The 16,551-nt window shown below is 55.3% G+C and carries 18 protein-coding genes; 11 read left to right on the top strand and 7 right to left on the bottom strand.

Translation table 11 applies throughout. The features are described 5' to 3' along the window. Nucleotides 1-54: 54 nt before the first annotated feature. Nucleotides 55-1,092: a virulence RhuM family protein gene (locus VI01_RS10345; protein ID WP_045815057.1), complete on the top strand. Its 1,038-nt coding sequence runs from the start codon at nucleotides 55-57 to the stop codon at nucleotides 1,090-1,092. Between the two features lie 3 nt (nucleotides 1,093-1,095). Next, nucleotides 1,096-1,947: an AraC family transcriptional regulator gene (locus VI01_RS10350; protein WP_052696993.1), complete on the top strand. Its 852-nt coding sequence runs from the start codon at nucleotides 1,096-1,098 to the stop codon at nucleotides 1,945-1,947. Here VI01_RS10350 and VI01_RS10355 read toward each other — a convergent pair. Next, nucleotides 1,901-2,299 carry a helix-turn-helix domain-containing protein gene (locus VI01_RS10355; protein ID WP_038643912.1) on the bottom strand — a complete coding sequence of 133 codons (399 nt, stop codon included), beginning with the start codon at nucleotides 2,297-2,299 and terminating at the stop codon, nucleotides 1,901-1,903. The two genes, VI01_RS10350 and VI01_RS10355, sit on opposite strands and share 47 nt — an antisense overlap. 191 nt (nucleotides 2,300-2,490) lie before the next feature. Here VI01_RS10355 and VI01_RS10360 point away from each other — a divergent pair, with 191 nt between their 5' ends. After that, nucleotides 2,491-2,868, top strand: coding sequence for a hypothetical protein (locus tag VI01_RS10360; protein WP_045815058.1), 378 nt, complete (start codon nucleotides 2,491-2,493; stop codon nucleotides 2,866-2,868). A 2-nt stretch (nucleotides 2,869-2,870) separates the two neighbouring features. Here VI01_RS10360 and VI01_RS10365 read toward each other — a convergent pair whose 3' ends face one another. Further along, nucleotides 2,871-3,335 (bottom strand): Rrf2 family transcriptional regulator, encoded by a 465-nt coding sequence (locus VI01_RS10365; protein ID WP_038643913.1) that lies wholly within the window; start codon nucleotides 3,333-3,335, stop codon nucleotides 2,871-2,873. A 77-nt stretch (nucleotides 3,336-3,412) separates the two neighbouring features. Next, a complete protein-coding gene (locus VI01_RS10370) occupies nucleotides 3,413-4,405 on the bottom strand; it encodes a LacI family DNA-binding transcriptional regulator (RefSeq protein ID WP_045815059.1) in 993 nt (330 codons plus the stop codon). Between the two features lie 403 nt (nucleotides 4,406-4,808). Between VI01_RS10370 and VI01_RS10375 the strand changes: the two genes are divergently transcribed. Then, nucleotides 4,809-6,272 (top strand): sugar porter family MFS transporter, encoded by a 1,464-nt coding sequence (locus VI01_RS10375; protein WP_045815060.1) that lies wholly within the window; start codon nucleotides 4,809-4,811, stop codon nucleotides 6,270-6,272. Between the two features lie 21 nt (nucleotides 6,273-6,293). On the opposite strand, the gene VI01_RS10380 is transcribed toward VI01_RS10375, so the two are convergent. The 4 genes from VI01_RS10380 to VI01_RS10395 all read right to left on the bottom strand — a co-directional run bounded on the left by VI01_RS10380 (nucleotide 6,294) and on the right by VI01_RS10395 (nucleotide 9,505). Further along, nucleotides 6,294-7,427: an ROK family protein gene (locus VI01_RS10380; protein ID WP_045815061.1), complete on the bottom strand. Its 1,134-nt coding sequence runs from the start codon at nucleotides 7,425-7,427 to the stop codon at nucleotides 6,294-6,296. A 16-nt stretch (nucleotides 7,428-7,443) separates the two neighbouring features. Next, nucleotides 7,444-8,184 carry a DNA replication protein DnaC gene (gene dnaC, locus VI01_RS10385; protein ID WP_034829969.1) on the bottom strand — a complete coding sequence of 247 codons (741 nt, stop codon included), beginning with the start codon at nucleotides 8,182-8,184 and terminating at the stop codon, nucleotides 7,444-7,446. Beyond that, nucleotides 8,184-8,720 (bottom strand): primosomal protein DnaT, encoded by a 537-nt coding sequence (dnaT, locus tag VI01_RS10390; protein ID WP_034829970.1) that lies wholly within the window; start codon nucleotides 8,718-8,720, stop codon nucleotides 8,184-8,186. Before dnaT ends, dnaC begins: the two co-directional genes overlap by 1 nt. Before the next feature lie 92 nt (nucleotides 8,721-8,812). Then, on the bottom strand, nucleotides 8,813-9,505 hold the full coding sequence (locus tag VI01_RS10395) for an autotransporter outer membrane beta-barrel domain-containing protein (protein ID WP_045815062.1): 693 nt from the start codon (nucleotides 9,503-9,505) through the stop codon (nucleotides 8,813-8,815). 142 nt (nucleotides 9,506-9,647) lie between these two features. On the opposite strand from VI01_RS10395, the gene VI01_RS10400 reads away from it, so the two are divergent. The 7 genes from VI01_RS10400 (at nucleotide 9,648) to VI01_RS10430 (ending at nucleotide 16,508) form a co-directional block, all read left to right on the top strand. After that, a complete protein-coding gene (locus VI01_RS10400) occupies nucleotides 9,648-10,208 on the top strand; it encodes a DNA-3-methyladenine glycosylase I (RefSeq protein WP_034829972.1) in 561 nt (186 codons plus the stop codon). Between the two features lie 110 nt (nucleotides 10,209-10,318). Then, the gene (locus tag VI01_RS10405; RefSeq protein ID WP_045815063.1) at nucleotides 10,319-10,981 is read left to right on the top strand and encodes an OmpA family lipoprotein; all 663 of its coding nucleotides are present in this window, start codon (nucleotides 10,319-10,321) and stop codon (nucleotides 10,979-10,981) included. Between the two features lie 161 nt (nucleotides 10,982-11,142). Beyond that, the gene (locus VI01_RS10410; RefSeq protein WP_038643921.1) at nucleotides 11,143-12,147 is read left to right on the top strand and encodes a LacI family DNA-binding transcriptional regulator; all 1,005 of its coding nucleotides are present in this window, start codon (nucleotides 11,143-11,145) and stop codon (nucleotides 12,145-12,147) included. A gap of 58 nt (nucleotides 12,148-12,205) precedes the next feature. Continuing rightward, complete coding sequence (locus VI01_RS10415) at nucleotides 12,206-13,231, top strand: LacI family DNA-binding transcriptional regulator (RefSeq protein ID WP_038643922.1); 1,026 nt, start codon at nucleotides 12,206-12,208, stop codon at nucleotides 13,229-13,231. 156 nt (nucleotides 13,232-13,387) lie between these two features. After that, nucleotides 13,388-14,137: a sugar phosphate isomerase/epimerase gene (locus tag VI01_RS10420; RefSeq protein ID WP_045815064.1), complete on the top strand. Its 750-nt coding sequence runs from the start codon at nucleotides 13,388-13,390 to the stop codon at nucleotides 14,135-14,137. A 7-nt stretch (nucleotides 14,138-14,144) separates the two neighbouring features. Further along, nucleotides 14,145-15,086 (top strand): sugar kinase, encoded by a 942-nt coding sequence (locus VI01_RS10425; protein WP_045815065.1) that lies wholly within the window; start codon nucleotides 14,145-14,147, stop codon nucleotides 15,084-15,086. A gap of 141 nt (nucleotides 15,087-15,227) precedes the next feature. Next, nucleotides 15,228-16,508, top strand: coding sequence for an MFS transporter (locus VI01_RS10430; protein WP_045815066.1), 1,281 nt, complete (start codon nucleotides 15,228-15,230; stop codon nucleotides 16,506-16,508). The last annotated feature ends 43 nt before the right edge of the window (nucleotides 16,509-16,551 follow it).

A 16,551-nucleotide genomic window follows, 5' to 3' on the forward strand; every position in this document is an offset into this window, starting at 1 on the left:
CCACCTCTGGCATACTAAGCCATCGATCCTGAGGCAGAGCAAAGCGGAGGAAGCATGTCAGAAGATCACGCCATCCCATCCCCAGCGGGCGAGTTCATTATGTTTGCCAGTGATGATGGAACCGTGCGTATTGAATGCCGCTTTGAAAACGAAACGCTATGGTTATCTCAGGCAACGTTAGCCAGCCTTTATCAGGTCACGCCACAAGCCATCACGCAACACATCAAAGCTATTTACGAAGAAGGTGAAATTGAACAAAACGCAACCTGTAAGGCTTACTTACAAGTTCGTTTAGAAGGTTCACGGCAGGTAAACCGCAATACGCTTCACTACAGTCTGCCCGTGGTCCTCGCCATCGGCTATCGCGTCCGCTCCCCGCGCGGCACCCAGTTCCGCCAGTGGGCAACGCAAACGCTGCAGGAATTTCTGGTGAAAGGCTTTGTGATGGATGACCAGCGGCTGAAAAATCCGCCGGTTGGCACATCTGCAGTGCCGGATTACTTCGATGAGATGCTGGAACGCATTCGCGATATCCGCGCCAGTGAACGTCGCGTTTACTTACGTGTGCGAGAGATTTTTGCCCTGGCTGCTGATTACCTGCCTTCATTGAAAGAGACCACCCAGTTCTTTCAAACCATCCAGAATAAACTGCACTTTGCTTGTACCGGGCACACCGCCGCCGAACTGATTCATCAACGTGCTGACGCAGCCCAGCCCAATATGGGTCTCACCAGCTTCAAAAATGAAGACGTGCGTAAAAGCGATGTCACAGTGGCAAAAAACTACCTCAATAGTGAAGAGGTCAGTGAACTCAACCGCGTTGTCACCATGTGGCTCGATTTTGCCGAAGATCAGGCGCGTCGGCGGCAACAGATTTTCCTGCATGACTGGCAAAATAAGCTCGACCAGTTTCTCCAGTTCAACGATCGCGATGTGCTGCAAGGCACAGGTTCAGTGAGCAAGAAAGCCGCCGATGAAAAAGCTCATGCTGAATACAGCCAGTTCGCCGAACAGCAGCGCCGTTTGAAAGAGGCGGAAGGGGAAAAGGAGATTTTGAGTCTGCTGAAGTGGAAAAAGGACACCAAAGGCTAGCCCATGCTCATCCATCCCACTGACAACCTCACCTTCTCCGGCGATCCGCGTGCGGATGAGCTGCGCAAAAAACTGCTGCAACCCAATGCACCCAAAGTGATCGCGGCGGCGTTGTCCAAGCAGTTGGATCGCGAAAGCCGCACTCACAGCCATGCCGCCGGGCAGCTTTATTGTCTGAAGCAGGGCATGATGACGGTCAACACGCCGTCGGGCATCTTCGCCAATCCACCGCGCCTGGTGGGTTGGATTCCGCCGCACTTCGAACACGCGATTATCGGGCCAGGTCGTGTACTTGGCTGGACGGTGTTAGTGGATGAAGCCCTTAGCGCACCCTTGCCTAAACATCCCGTACTGCTCTCCTGCCCTTCGGTGCTGGAACCGCTGGCTGAGCGGCTGGCAAGTTTGTCGCCGGATAGCTGGGGCAGCGATCGCTACAACCGATTATGCGATGTTTTTCTTGATGAGTTATATGAGTCCACCGAGCATGCTCTGACTCTGCCGCTCCCCGAAGAGCCGCGTCTGCGGCAGATTGCGCGCCTGCTGATGGACAATCCGGCGGACACGCGCACCGGACCCGAACTGGCACAGTGGGCGGGACTCAGTCCACGCAGCCTGAGCCGTCATTGGGCCAGCGCAGTGGGCATGAGCTTGTCGCGCTATCGCCAGGTCTCGCGACTGTTGAAATCACTGGAAGGGCTGGCCGACGGCAAAAGTGTGCAGCAGGTGGCGTGGCAGGTCGGCTTTGATAGCGTGAGCAGTTACATCAGCGCGTTTCGCAGCGCCTTTGGTTCCACGCCCGGCAAATACTTTACGCCGCCTGACGCGTCTGCGGTTGCAGTATCAGAAGACTCGTAGGCCCATCGATCGCTGGCAGGCTGTGATGATATTTGCGACGAAACGCCCCGGGCGGCAGATCGTACATGCGACGGAAAGTGCGGCACCATGTCTGTTGAGACTCAAAGCCATACTTAATCGCAATCTCCATCAGCGGCATATGGCCGTTCATTAAGGCAATCGCCGATGCCGTGAGTTTTCGTTCACGAATATAACTGCCCAGCGCAATACCAGTATGGTGGCGGAACATACGTTGCAGATGCCACTGCGAGTAACCAGCCCGACGCGCCACGGTCTCCAGCGTCAGTCGCTGTTCAATGTTGTCTTCGATCCAGAGCATCAGTTGATGCATACAGGCTGCCTGAATATCCATCTTTCCTCCTGATGGCGGATTAACAATCATCAGCATTATAAAAAAGCCTCAGCTGGCTATGTTTAGCGTTAAAGCCAATAAATAACGATATCTCGCCAAACTTGCGCACGTATCATTCGAGCTCAGCGCTTGCAGCTGGCACTATCATGTAATATTGTAAGTTACATGATAAATGCCTGACAGGAGAATGTATGAATAGTTGGATCACTTCAGACGTGGGAATTTGTGTCGCGATAGCCCTGGCAGCGGCCAGTATCGCGATGACCCTTACCCAAACCGAGTTGTTTGCCGGCCTGCGTGCATGGACCGCCAAAAAGCACGCGCTACTCGGCCATCTGTTCCACTGCTTTTACTGCATGAGCCATTGGACGGTGCTGGCGGGCATGGTGATTTATCGCCCTGCGCTATTGCACAGCGATATGGCACTCGTTGATTGGGTGATGACGGCGTTCATTACCTTAACCCTGACCACTTTTATCAACGGTCTGATGTTCAAGGTGTTCCAGGCAGCAGTCACCACGCATGTGATGAAGCACAATGCGCAGATCACTTTGCAGAAGCAGGATTGAGGTTATTCACTGCACAGCGGATGGGGCTCAGATTCCAGCCCCAGTTTTGCCATTTTCTTGAGGTAATCATCGGCAATATCAGCCACGGTGATATGGCTAAAACGTTGAAGCAGCAGCACTTCCGCTTCATTAAGCGCCTGATCCAGACGCTCATCGACCGCATGTTCAACTAAACACGGCGAAGGATCGGCAGCAGGCCCGATGCTGAACAGCGCAGGCGACCCAATCGCCTGATACACATCCAGTAGCGTAATCGCGCTGAGTTCCACCCGCAGCTCCCAACCGCCGCCGTGCCCCTTCTCCGACACCACATAGCCTTTTTCGCGCAGGCCGGACATCATGCGGCGTACCACCACCGGATTGGTGCCCAACATCTTCGCCATCGCTTCCGAGGTGGCGCGTTTAACGTGCCGATCAAGATGAATTAAGGCGTGCAGTGAGCGGGACATTCGGTTGTCGCGGGGCATGGATCATTCCTCTAAAGTTCACGACACTTTAGCAAAGCCACCCGGTAGCAACAATTTATCCTGTCTGAATGATCCGTCTAGATAGTCGCTCCCATCGAAAGTCGATAATGCAGATTCACCTGTTCGATAGTCGGCTGCTGGTTAATCTTCTTCAGCACAATCTCGGTGGCGACTTTACCCATCTCAAAACGTGGCGTGATCACGCTGGCTAAACGCGGCGTGGTGGCCTGACCAATCTCCAGCCCGTGAAAACCGGCAATCGCCATCGTCTGTGGCACGGCAATCCCGGCGGCCTGACACTCCTGCAATACGCCGACAGCCAAATCATCATTGGTGCAGAGAATCGCGTCCATTTCCGGATAGAGCTGGCGTGCCAGCGTCATCATGCCCGTACCAATCGAGACTGAAGAGACCTTGTTCGGCACAATTCTTCCCGCCGGGAAGCCCGCCGCTTCCACTGCATCACGATAACCCGCATAGCGCTGCTCATCGCGGCGATCGGACATCGAACCAAAATAGATGACGCGCTGTTTGCCGCTGGCCAGCAGCATTGAGGTCATATCGTAACCGGCGCGATAGTTGTCAAAACCGACGTTGATCCGCCCGCTGGCCTCCGTCAGCCCCATCACTTCCGCCACCGGAATATTGGCAGCATTGAGGTATTTCTCGGCGCGCACCGTGTGCACCGATTCGGTGAGGATCAGCCCTTTGATGTTAAACGCCAGCACCGTGGCGATCTGCTCCTCTTCACGCTGGGCATTGTAGTCGTAGTTGACCACCAGCGTCTGATAGCCGTGTGCACTGGTGACTGACTCAATGCCCGCCAGCAGATCGGCAAAAATTTGGTTATTAAACGAGGGCACCAGCACGCCGATGCGCGGCGGGTTTTGTTTGGTTGAGCTGGTGTTGTCGCTATCGGGGACGTAGCCGATTTCAGTCATGACGCTGGCGATTTTCTCCGCCGTTTCCGTTTTAACCTTTTCCGGAGTACGTAAATAACGGCTCACCGTCATTTTGGTGACGCCCGCCAGGGTAGCAATATCGTCCAGAGTGATGCGCTGCGTTTTCATTGCGACGTCCGCAAAGATGGCCTGTCAATCAACGTATTATGCCCGTTGCCCGGCAAAAAATGAAACCCACGCTTAACCGCTCTCAGAAAGAGAAATCAGGGTTGCGTTACAGAATAAAAATTTCACACCGTTGCAAGAAAAAACAAGAAACGTCATGTTGCGCCAATCACGCCTGATAAAAAACCTATCATTTCAGCCAAATATGGCCCTGGCGTGAATGTTGCCATCAGCAATTTTCGCAACACCCTTCACAATTCCTGGAAAAAATGATCCAAAAACCATCATTTAGAACATATATTCCAAAGCGATGACCTTGAGTGAACAACGCTGAACATCGATAACCTACACCACTCCTCTTTCTGAACACGTAACGTTCAGGCCGTAGAGACAAGGGGCTATAACAATGGATACCAGGCAAAAACGCTACAACATGAAGTATGTCATTCTCTGCTGTACCGTCGCGGCATTTGGCGGACTGCTGATGGGCTATGACTCTTCTATTATCTCCGGTGCAATCGAACCTTTAAGTGAATATTTCCAGTTAACCCCGGCTGAAACCGGCTGGGCTGTTTCCAACATTCTGCTGGGTAGCTTAGTGGGATGCTTTATCGCCCCCCGCCTGAGCGACAAACTCGGACGCAAAAAATCGCTCGCCATTACCGCGCTGCTGTTCACCGTTTCGGTGATCGGAACGGCGATCGCCCACAACTTCACGGTGTTTGTGCTGTTCCGTATCATTGGTGGACTGGCGATTGGCCTTGCCTCGGTGATTTCGCCGATTTACCTCGCGGAACTGTCGCCGTCGAAGTTTCGCGGCCGTACCACTGCACTCTATGCGGTATGCTGTGTCGGTGGACAATCGGTGGTGTTACTGACCAACTACTTCATCACCAAATCGACGCTGCCCGAGGTGATGATCAACATGGGCTGGCGTTACATTCTGGCTACGGCACTGGTGCCCTGTGCGCTGTTCATCTTCTTCATCGCCTTTATCCCGGAATCTCCGCGCTGGAACGTGCTCAAGGGCAAATACGATGAAGCGCTGGATACGCTGACCAAAATTTCCAATCGCGAGCATGCCGAGAGCGTGTTCAATGAAATCAAACACTCGTTCTCAGACAAAACTGCACACCAACATAAATCGCGCCTGCGTCTGGATAAAACCACCATTCCGCTGCTGGTGATCGGTATCGGTCTGGCGGTCGGTAACCAAATCAGCGGCATTAACGTGATTCAATACTTCGGCCCGACATTGCTGAAGAACGTGGCGGGCAGCACCGATTCAGCGTTGCTGCAGACCTTCTGGCTGTCGATTTGTCAGTTTATTGGCGTGCTGGCGGGCATGATGGTGATTGATAAAATTGGCCGTCGTAAGCTGCTGCTGCTGGGGGCCATCACCTCCTGCATTTGCCTCGCTTACTCGTTCATCGCCTTCTATTATCACCTGCCGGGTATGCTGGCGGTGGTGGGTCTGTTTGCCTATATGATTTTCTTCGGCATGACCTGGGGCCAGATTGTCTGGACCGTGCTGGGCGAAATCTTCCCTACCGAAATTCGTTCGATTTGCGTCGGGATTTCCATCTGTGCCATGTCGTTGGCGAACTTTGTGATCAGCAGTACTTTCCCGATCATGAACAGCAGCCCGATGCTGCTGGATCTGTTCCACGGTGGCTTCCCTCTGTTGCTGTTCGCGATTTTCTCTCTGGGAATGTACTTCTTTACCTTCCGCTACCTGCCAGAGACCGCGGGCGTGTCGCTGGAGAAAATTCATGGGCTGGTGCTGGAGAAGTTTAACGTCGAAGCGGAACTGCCGCAGAGCACCTCGCCGGCCAAGTCCAGCGAGTCGTTTGATATTCCACGGCATTAAGAGGGTGTGATGAGGGCGCGCCTAAGAGATGGCGCGCTCATATTGCTCAATCACGGCCAGCGCCAAACCGTTGGCAGGATCAATACGCTGCGGCAGGAAATGCAGCTGCGTGTGGGAGAAGGTAAAGGCCAGCGTGCTGGCCTGCGCCGTTTCTTCAACCGCCTGGATAAAGGCAGGATGCGTATTCCACGGCCCATCAATAATGATGCTCGCCGGGTTCACCAGTTGCATCACATGGCTCAGGGCGTGGCCCAAATGTTGACCGGTTAGCGCCATCACCTCACTTGAGATTTGCGGTTCACTGGCGGCGTTCTGCCAGCGCAGACCTGTTTTACGCTGCCCCAACTGCTGTTGAATCGCGGGCTGACTGATCAGCGTTTCCAGGCAGCCTGAACGTCCACAGCTACAACGCAACCCTTTGGGTTGCACCTGCAAATGACCAATCTCCCCTGCTGTCCAGCTGCTGCCGACAAACACTTCACCCTGCTCTACCAGCGAGCCGCCAACCCCTTCACCGATACGCAGATAAAAATGGCTCTGTGCTCTATCCAGATCGAGTTGCTCCACCGAGAGCAGCGCAGCGGCTTTGACGTTATGCATAATGCGCAGCGGCAAACGGCAGGCGCTGACCAGCGGCGTCAAAACATCGACATCCTGCCAGCCAAGATGGGCGGAAAAGTGCACCCGGCCACGCTGTGGATCGATGATACCGGGAAAGCCTACGGCGATGCCCAGCAGTTCAGGATGCGCGGCGTGCAAGGTCTGGCACACTTCCTCCAGCTCATGCAGCAGCTGCTCGGGATCAGCAGTCGCCGTTTGCCAGGTTTGTTCCGCAATCACCTGCGAGAAATAATCACAGACGCGCCAGTGAATGGCGTTGCGCTCCACCATGATGCCGGCGCTTTTTAGCTTTTCCGCGCGTAGCGAAATTTCGATTTTTGGGCGTCCGGCCGCTGCCACGCTCACCGGGCCGAGTTCGTGAATCAGGCCCTGCGCCAGCAGATCATCCACAATCAGGGAAACGGTGTTTTTACTCAGCTGCAGCGCCAGCGCGATATCCTGGCGGGAAGTAATACGCGTGCTACGCAGTTGCGTCATCACGCGCTTAAGGTTGTTTAATCGAAGTAATGCGGGGCCTTTACCGGCTGCTTTCATCGCGCGCCCACCTGACTCAATACTCATCACCGCGTACACGGCTGCGATAGCTTTCCCAATCGAAGCGCACCCACAAACTGGTGCCGAGACGCATACGATCCATCACGCGCTCGCCTAATAAGCCGTTCATTCCCGCCGGGTCCAGATTCGACAACATGCCGGTTGGGCGTTTTGACGATGAGCGACGATCGACAATCTGATTGATGATCACTTTTTCGTAGCGGGATTCGCTCTGCATGCCGATCTCATCGATCACCAGCAGATCCACATGGCTGAGATCCTGCAGCAAGCGCTCTTCAGTGATGTCGCTACCACCGCTGAAGGTGCCTTTCATGCTCGACATCAAATCGGCCACGGTAACAATCAATACGCTTTTGCCACGCAGAATGAGGTCGTTACCAATGGCGGCGGCCAGATGGTTTTTTCCGGTGCCAGGGCGGCCTGAAAACACGAAGCTGGCGATGCTGTTGTCGAACCCGGCGGCATACTCCCGCGCCAGCGCGAGTGCTTTGCGCTGACCATCATTCTCGACACGATAGTTATCAAACGAGCAGTTCATGTGCAGCTCACGGATACCAGAACGCCCCATGATGCGCTGCATTTTCATGGCGCGGTTTTCGCGCACGATGGCTTCAGAGCGCAGACGGCCCTGCTCCTGATTCCACGCCAGCAGCTCTTCACCGTTTTTAAATTTCGGCTGCACATCCGCAGGCATAAATTTTTTCAGGCGACTGAAAAGATCGTTCGGCGTTTTCATCACTCACCTCGGAATCCATCGGGAATATCATATTGAGTATTGCTGATCTGGGTGATATCGCGCTTGGGCTGACCACCGTTGGCAGCGCGGTTCATTTGTACGCTGCGCGCCAGTTTCTGCTGCCACTGCACATGATGGAACAGTCGGCCTTCGGCCTGCCAGTAAGCCACAAAGGTGGCCAGTTCGGCCGCCGTTACCGGTTCACTCAGCGCCACACCCCAGATGGCGGCCTGTCGCTGAAAATCGTGATCCGGCTGCCAGCCCGCGTACATGGCAAACTTGCCCACCGGTGTGGCGATCGGTGCCGCATCGGTATGGAACAGGCTGTCATCCAGCGTGACATCATTTGGCTGCTGCGCTGCGGCTTCCAGCGCCAGCAACTGTGCCAGACGCTGCGGTGTCAGCGCATAAAAAGCGGGCGCATTGTTGTGCAGCACCGCCAGCACGCCGTTATCGGCCTGCTGCAACACGGCAAGCGGATCCTGGCAAAAGCCATCCAGCCCCACCAGCGTTGAAGATAAGATTTTAACTGACATGAAGAAACCTGACGTTGACCAACCCGGAGCGCCTATAGGTTTAGCGCTAAGCGGTCAGTGTACCTGTTTTAACGCGATGGATCGCGCAGGATTTAGAAGCTGGCGCTGACGCCAAGGCTGTAAATAAACTGTTCGCCGCTGATCACCGCACCGGTTTGCGAGAAGGAGGCGAAAGCCGCCATATTTTGCCCAAACGGCACATTGGCCCCCACGCTGACATCGACCCAGTTGCTTTCATGGCCGATCTCCTCGGGGCGATCGCGCAGCGATGACGCGTTTTCATCACTCAATTGATGGCTGTAGCTAACCTGTGCCCAGGGTGAAATCCAGTCAAGGGTGGAATCAACGCGCCAGCCCAGTGAGGCAATATGCCCGGCGCGATTGCCATCGACAAATTCACACTTCGGGCAACTCACTCGCGAATCATCCACCGCGAATTGCGCCACCGGACCGGTGCGCAGCGTCGCACTCATCGGCATCTGCCAGCCTGCCGAATAGCGGTTAGCAAATGGGGCATTCCCCACGCTGGCTTTTTCACTGTGCAACACCATGGCGCTCTCATCCGGTGAATTCAGCGCGGCATCCATCAGGCTGATGTCACGATCTTCTGTCAACATCAGGTGATTACTGGAAATCTTTTCAGCAAGTATCGCATTGTAATCCGGCACATAATCCGCGCCCGATTCATCCCAGGCGTAAGCCGGCACCGCCGTAAATAACAGCCACACACTGCCAAAAGCCAGCATGAGATTGTGCTGGCCTGTCCGCTGACTTTTCTGCAACATGAAAGACTCCTGACGAGCCAGAAAGGAAACGGGCGTTAAGATTCAGGTTTATTGATTATCGGCACCCATTGATTAACTATTAATCGATTCTGTAATACGTCAAGGGATTAACTGTATTTTCCTCATGCTTAGGGAGAGTAATATGCAACGTTGTGGCTGGGTAACACAGGATCCGCTCTATCTTGCGTACCACGATAATGAGTGGGGCGTGCCGCAAACTGATAAGCGAGCCTTATTTGAAATGATCTGCCTTGAGGGGCAACAGGCGGGTTTATCGTGGATCACCGTGCTCAAGAAACGTGAGAACTATCGTCGCGCGTTCCACGAATTTGATCCTCAGGCCGTGGCGTTGATGGATGAGGCAGACATGCTGCGCTTGCTGCAGGACAGCGGATTAATCCGTCATCGCGGCAAGCTGGAGGCGATCATCAATAACGCCAAAGCCATGCTGGCGCTGGAAGCGGAAGGCGAAGACTTTTCACGCTTTGTCTGGTCATTTGTCGATAATCAGCCGATTTTGCACCGTTTCGCCGATTACAAGCTGGCGCCCACCACCTCCGAGCCTGCCATTGCGCTCTCTAAAGCGTTAAAGAAGCGTGGTTTTAAATTCGTCGGTCCGACAACCTGCCATTCATTTTTGCAGGCGTGCGGGCTGATTAACGATCATCAAACCAGCTGTTTCTGCCATCCCGATAATCTTTAAAGCAAATCTTTACACTTTAAGACTGACCCTCACGCATTTCCCCATTATTGAACGGCATAATAGTGCCGTTTTGGGGCATTTTCCCCGTGTGACTTTGTGAGGGATTTTCAATGAAAAAGCGTAGTTTGACGCTGGCCTTGTTACTCAGCGGCAGCGTTGTGCTGTCCGGTTGTACCACCAATCCTTATACCGGCGAATCGCAGGCCGGGAAATCCGGCATCGGCGCGGGCTTAGGTGCCGTGCTGGGTGCAGGTGTTGGCGTGTTGTCATCGTCGAAGAAAGATCGCGGCAAAGGCGCGCTGATTGGCGCCGCATCCGGTGCTGCACTGGGCGGTGGCGTCGGGTATTACATGGATGTGCAAGAAGCGAAGCTGCGCGACAAAATGCGCGGGACTGGCGTTAGCGTGACGCGTCAGGGCGATAACATCGTGCTGAATATGCCGAATAACGTTACCTTTGACTCCAATAGCAGCAACCTGAAACCGGCAGGCGCCAATACGTTAACAGGTGTCGCAATGGTGCTGAAAGAGTATCCTAAAACCGCCGTCAATGTGGTGGGCTTCACCGACAGCACCGGTACGCGCGCGCTGAATATGCGTCTGTCGCAACAACGTGCGGATAGCGTGGCCAGCGGCCTGATTCTGCAAGGCGTAGCCCAGAACCGTCTGCGCACGCAGGGCATGGGCCCGGATAATCCTGTGGCCAGCAACAGCACCGAAGCGGGTAAAGCACAAAACCGCCGCGTCGAGATCACGCTGAGTCCACTGGGTTAATCCCGCTCGCCGATCTGTTTCTGCAGATCGGCTTTTCCGCACGTTTTTACACCGCAATTGACGCTTTTTGTATCAGATAACGCTCTATAACCGTCAACCAATAGAGCCGTGAAATACTTTATGCTAGCGTGATCAAAATTTGATCAGTGGGAAACGTCATCATGTCGCTCAAAGCCATTGCCGCTGCCCTCGGCCTCTCTGTTACCACCGTGAGTCGTGCGCTAAATGGCTATGATGATGTTGCGGCCGCCACGCGTAAACGTATTGAAGAAGAAGCCACTTCACGCGGCTATCGTCCGAATGATGCCGCACGCCGTCTGAAAACCGGCCGCGCCAATGCCGTCGGGCTGGTTTTCCCGGTCAGCACCGCCTCTTTGAATGATAGTTACTACAGTGAAATGCTGTTGACGCTGGATCAGCGCCTTGCTCAGCATGACATTGATCTGATGATTCTGCCGGATAAACCGCAGGATAAGCACCGCACGCTGATGCGCTTGCTGCGCAGTGGCGCGCTGGATGCGCTGATTCTCACCCATACCCAACCGCATGATATCCGTCTGCAGCGTTTGCAGCAGAAAGGCTATCGCTTTCTCACGCTGGGCCGCAGCCAGCTGCCGCAACCTTATGCCTGGTTTGATTACGATAATCATGCAGGTACCTTGCTGGCCGCTGAACACTGCCTGCAACAAGGGCTGACGCGGCTTGCCTATCTTGGCGGCAACGAGCCCTGCACGTATATCCTCGATCGTCGCCACGGCTTTATCGATGCCCTCACACAGCATCAACCGCCTATCGCGCCGACGATGCTGGCCGCGCTACCGATGACGCGTCGTGCCGGTTATCAGCAAACGCAGCGCTGGCTGGCGCAGGATATCGCGCCTCAAGCCATCATCACGGATTGTGCGCCGCTGGGTGAAGGCGCGGCCATCGCGCTGCAGCAGGCCGACCGTTTAAGCGGTGCGCGGGCGATCCCACTGTACGTCTATGATGGCTTGCCGCATGACTCCATTATCGATCAGCCGGTGAACGCGATTCTGCAACTATCGCAGCAGCGCATTGGCGAACGCGTGGCCGAGATGGTGCTGCAACTGCTGGAAGGTGCACCGCTCGAGGAACTCCAGACGCTGTGGCAACCGATGTTGCGCCTCACTTCTGATGCACAATGATTGCGTGTGCGCCGTGCTGTGGTAGTCTTCGCCTGATTTTATTATTCAGGTGTACGCAATGAAAACCAGGCCGCCACGAGCCACAATCAGTGACGTTGCCCGTACGGCAAAAACCGGTAAAACCAGCGTTTCCCGCTATCTCAATGGCGAAGTGAATCTGCTTTCGCCCGATCTCAAAGCCCGTATTGAACAGGCGATTGCCGATCTTGATTATCGTCCCAGCCAGATGGCGCGCGGACTGAAGCGTGGCCGCACGCGGCTGATTGGCCTGATTATCGCGGATATTACCAATCCCTATTCAGTGGATGTTCTGAGCGGCATTGAAGCGGCCTGTCGCGCGCAGGGTTTTACGCTGCTGATGTGTAACACCAATAACGAAGTCGATCGTGAACAGTATTATCTGCAATTGCTCAGCAGTTATCAGGTCGAGGGGATCGTGGTCAATGCGGTGGGGATGCACGAAGAGGTGTTGAAACGCCTGCAGCAGTCGATGTTGCCGATGGTGTTGATCGACCGCAAAATTCCTGACTTCGCCTGCGATGTGGTTGGCCTGAATAATCCCGAAGCCGCGCAAATTGCCACCCAGCACCTGCTGGATAATGGTTACGATGCGCTGCTGTTCCTCAGCGAACCGTTGGGCAGCGTCAACACCCGCCGTGAACGCCTTGGCGCCTTCTATGACACCAGCAAAGCCCATGCCGGGGTGATGGCGGAAAACGCCGAAGTGCCCTTGCACCAGCCAGAGCAGCTGGAGCAGGTACTGCGGGCATTCCAGCAACGCCACAGTGACAAACGCTGCGCGGTGATGGCCGCCAACGGTGCCCTGACCTTGCAGGTGGCGCGCGCCTTGCAGCGGCTCGAACAGCGCTGGGGGGAAACCATCGGCCTGCTCGGTTTTGATGAGCTGGAGTGGGCCGCACTGGCAGGCGTGGGCATCACCACCCTGAAACAGCCCACCTGGCAAATTGGTTATGCGGCGCTGGAACAGGTGATCGCGCGCATTGACGGCAACGAACAGCCGATTAGCGAGCAGGTTTTCCCCGGCGAGTTGATTGTGCGCGGCTCAAGCCAGCCGCTGCGCTAATTCCCCTTTCTCTGGCTCACTTCGTGAGCAGGATCATAATTCCACACTCTCTTCCTTTCATTTGGAACCGGTTCCATTTAGGTTTTTTTTAAGACATCGATTTTAAGACAACGGGCGGCTCTGACCGCATCCTTCCCAGTTCAATGGAGAGACAACATGGCACATCCGGAAATCATCGTGGTCACCGCCGCCTACGGCACGCACAAAGTCGCTGAATTAGGTGGCCAGGCCGCTCTGCTGCCGCTGATCAAAGCCGCTGGCGCGGATGGTGTGGAAATCCGTCGTGAGCTATTCAGTGAAGACGACCTGCTGCAGTTGCATTCGCTGAATAAAGCCATTGCTCAGCAACAGCTCAGCGCCAGCTACTCGGTGCCGGAAGCCCTGTGGCTGGAGGACGGCTCGCTTAACCCTCGTCTGGGACAGTTCCTGCTGGAAGCGGAGCAGATGGGCGCTAAGCGTTTGAAAATCGCCCTCGGGCACTTTGTCGATCTCAGCGACGCTTCGCTGGTTGAGGTACTGGCCGCATCGCCAGTGACCGTGGTGGTGGAAAATGATCAAACGCCAGACAGCAAACTGGCCCCGATGCAAACCTTCTTCCATCGTACCTGTGATGCCGCCTTGCCGCTGGATATGACCTTCGACATGGGTAACTGGCAGTGGACCGACGAAGACGCCTTACAGGCTGCAGCACAGCTCAGCCGCTACGTCAGCTACATTCACGTTAAAGCCGCAGTGCCGCATGGTGAGAGCTTCCGTGCCGTGGCGCTGGATGACACCGACGGCCGCTGGCGCGCATTGCTGAAAGCACTGCCTGCTGATGCGCCGCGCGGCATCGAATTCCCGCTCGAAGGTGAAGACCTGCTGGCCGTGACGCGCCATTACGTTGATCTGCTGCGTGCAGTGTAAGGAGCCGATGATGAAGCAACTAGATGTGGTCACGATTGGCGAAGCGATGGCGATGTTTATCGCTCAGCAAAGTGGGGATCTCGCCGCCGCAGAGGGCTTCGTCAAACGTATTGCCGGTGCCGAACTGAATGTGGCCATCGGACTGGCGCGTCTCGGTTTACAGGTCGGTTGGGTCAGCCGTGTCGGCGATGACAGTTTCGGCCGTTTTACCCTGCAACAGCTGGAGAAAGAGAAGGTCGATCACCACTGTGTGACCACGGATAGCCGCTATCGCACCGGTTTTCAGCTCAAGTCGCGCGTTGATGACGGTTCCGATCCTGAAGTGGAATATTTCCGCGCAGGTTCCGCTGCCAGCCATCTCTCGCCGCAGGATTTTGATGCGGATTACTTCGGCGGCGCACGTCACCTGCACCTGAGCGGCGTGGCCGCCGCCCTCTCCGACAGCTCGCTTGAGTTGACCAAACATGCGGCCAAAGAGATGCGTTCGCGCGGCAAAACCATCTCCTTCGATCCGAATTTGCGCCCGGTGTTATGGCGCAGCGAGGAGGAGATGCGTAAGCAGCTGAATCTGCTGGCAGAGTACGCAGACTGGGTGCTGCCGGGTGAGAAAGAGGGGTTCATTCTGACCGGCTATCGTCAGCCAGAAGCCATCGCCGATTTCTATCTGGATAAAGGTGTACGGGCGGTGGTGATCAAAACCGGCTGCGACGGCGCCTGGTACAAAACCGCCGACGGTGAAAAGGGCAATGTCGCACCGATTCTCGTCGATAACGTGGTGGATACCGTGGGCGCGGGCGATGGTTTTGCCGTGGGCCTGATCAGCGCACTGCTGGAAGGCAAATCGCTGCCGCAGGCGATTCTGCGCGGTAACAAGATTGGTTCGCTGGCGATTCAGGTCGCGGGCGACAGTGAAGGGCTGCCGACGCGCGCGGCGCTTGGCGATTTTTAATCAAGCGGTTGCCTTGATTGGCAACCCTGCAGTTAGGGTACGCATTGATGTGTACCTGGTGAAACAGTCTGTCTCTACACAACCCGAATATTTCGAGGCGCATCCATTGAATGTGCCCGCCTCAAAACAGAGGAGTCACCCATGAAATCGCAGACAATCGCGCCAAAACGCTGGTGGTTTATCATGCCCATCGTGTTTATCACCTACAGTCTGGCGTATCTGGACCGGGCGAACTTTAGCTTCGCCTCTGCCGCAGGGATTAATGACGATCTTGGCATCACCAAAGGCATGTCATCGCTGCTGGGTGCCCTGTTCTTCCTTGGCTATTTCTTCTTCCAGATCCCCGGCGCGGTGTATGCCGAACGCCGCAGCGTGAAGAAGTTGATTTTCTGGTGCCTGATTTTGTGGGGCGGCTGTGCCTCGTTAACCGGCGTGGTGAGCAACATTCCAATGCTGGCCGCGATTCGGTTTGTGCTCGGCGTGGTGGAAGCGGCGGTGATGCCGGCAATGCTGATTTACATCAGCAACTGGTTCACCAAATCGGAACGCTCGCGCGCCAATACCTTCCTGATCCTTGGTAATCCGGTCACAGTGTTGTGGATGTCGGTGGTTTCCGGCTATCTGATTAATGCTTTCGGCTGGCGTGAAATGTTTATCTTCGAAGGTATCCCGGCGGTGATCTGGGCCGTGGCCTGGTGGTTCCTGGTGCAGGACAAGCCAGCACAAGCCAAATGGATGAGCGACGACGAGAAATCTGCCCTGCAGGCGCAGTTGCAGAAAGAGCAGGAAGGCATCAAAGCGGTGCGCAACTATGGCGAAGCCTTCCGTAATCGCAACGTGATCATTCTGTGCATGCAATATTTTGCCTGGAGCATTGGCGTGTACGGTTTCGTACTGTGGCTGCCTTCGATTCTGCGCAACGGCACGCAGATGGGCATGGTAGAAGCGGGCTGGCTGTCGGCGGTGCCTTATCTGGTGGCGACCATTGCGATGGTCGTGGTGTCGTGGGCATCTGACAAAATGCAGAACCGTAAGCGGTTTGTCTGGCCACTGCTGCTGATTGGGGCGTTGGCGTTCATCGGCTCCTATCTGGTCGGCTCCAGCCACTTCTGGCTGTCGTATGCCTTGCTGGTGATTGCCGGTGGCGCGATGTATGCCCCTTACGGCCCGTTCTTCGCCTTGATTACTGAAATGCTGCCACGCAATGTTGCCGGCGGTGCCATGGCACTCATTAACAGCATGGGCGCACTCGGTTCCTTCATCGGATCGTGGATTGTAGGCTATCTTAATGGCGCAACCGGCAGTCCTGCCGCCTCTTACATCTTTATGGGTGCCGCGCTGCTGGTGTCGGTGTGGCTGACGTTAATCGTCAAGCCCGCCGAGAACAAGGCAGCACCGATTCATGGGGCGAAACACGCCTGAAAGCGTAAGAAATGACTTTTCCGGGCGACTCAGGTCGCCCGTC

This window comes from Pantoea sp. SM3, from assembly GCF_000963995.1.
GTDB lineage: Bacteria > Pseudomonadota > Gammaproteobacteria > Enterobacterales > Enterobacteriaceae > Pantoea > Pantoea rwandensis_B.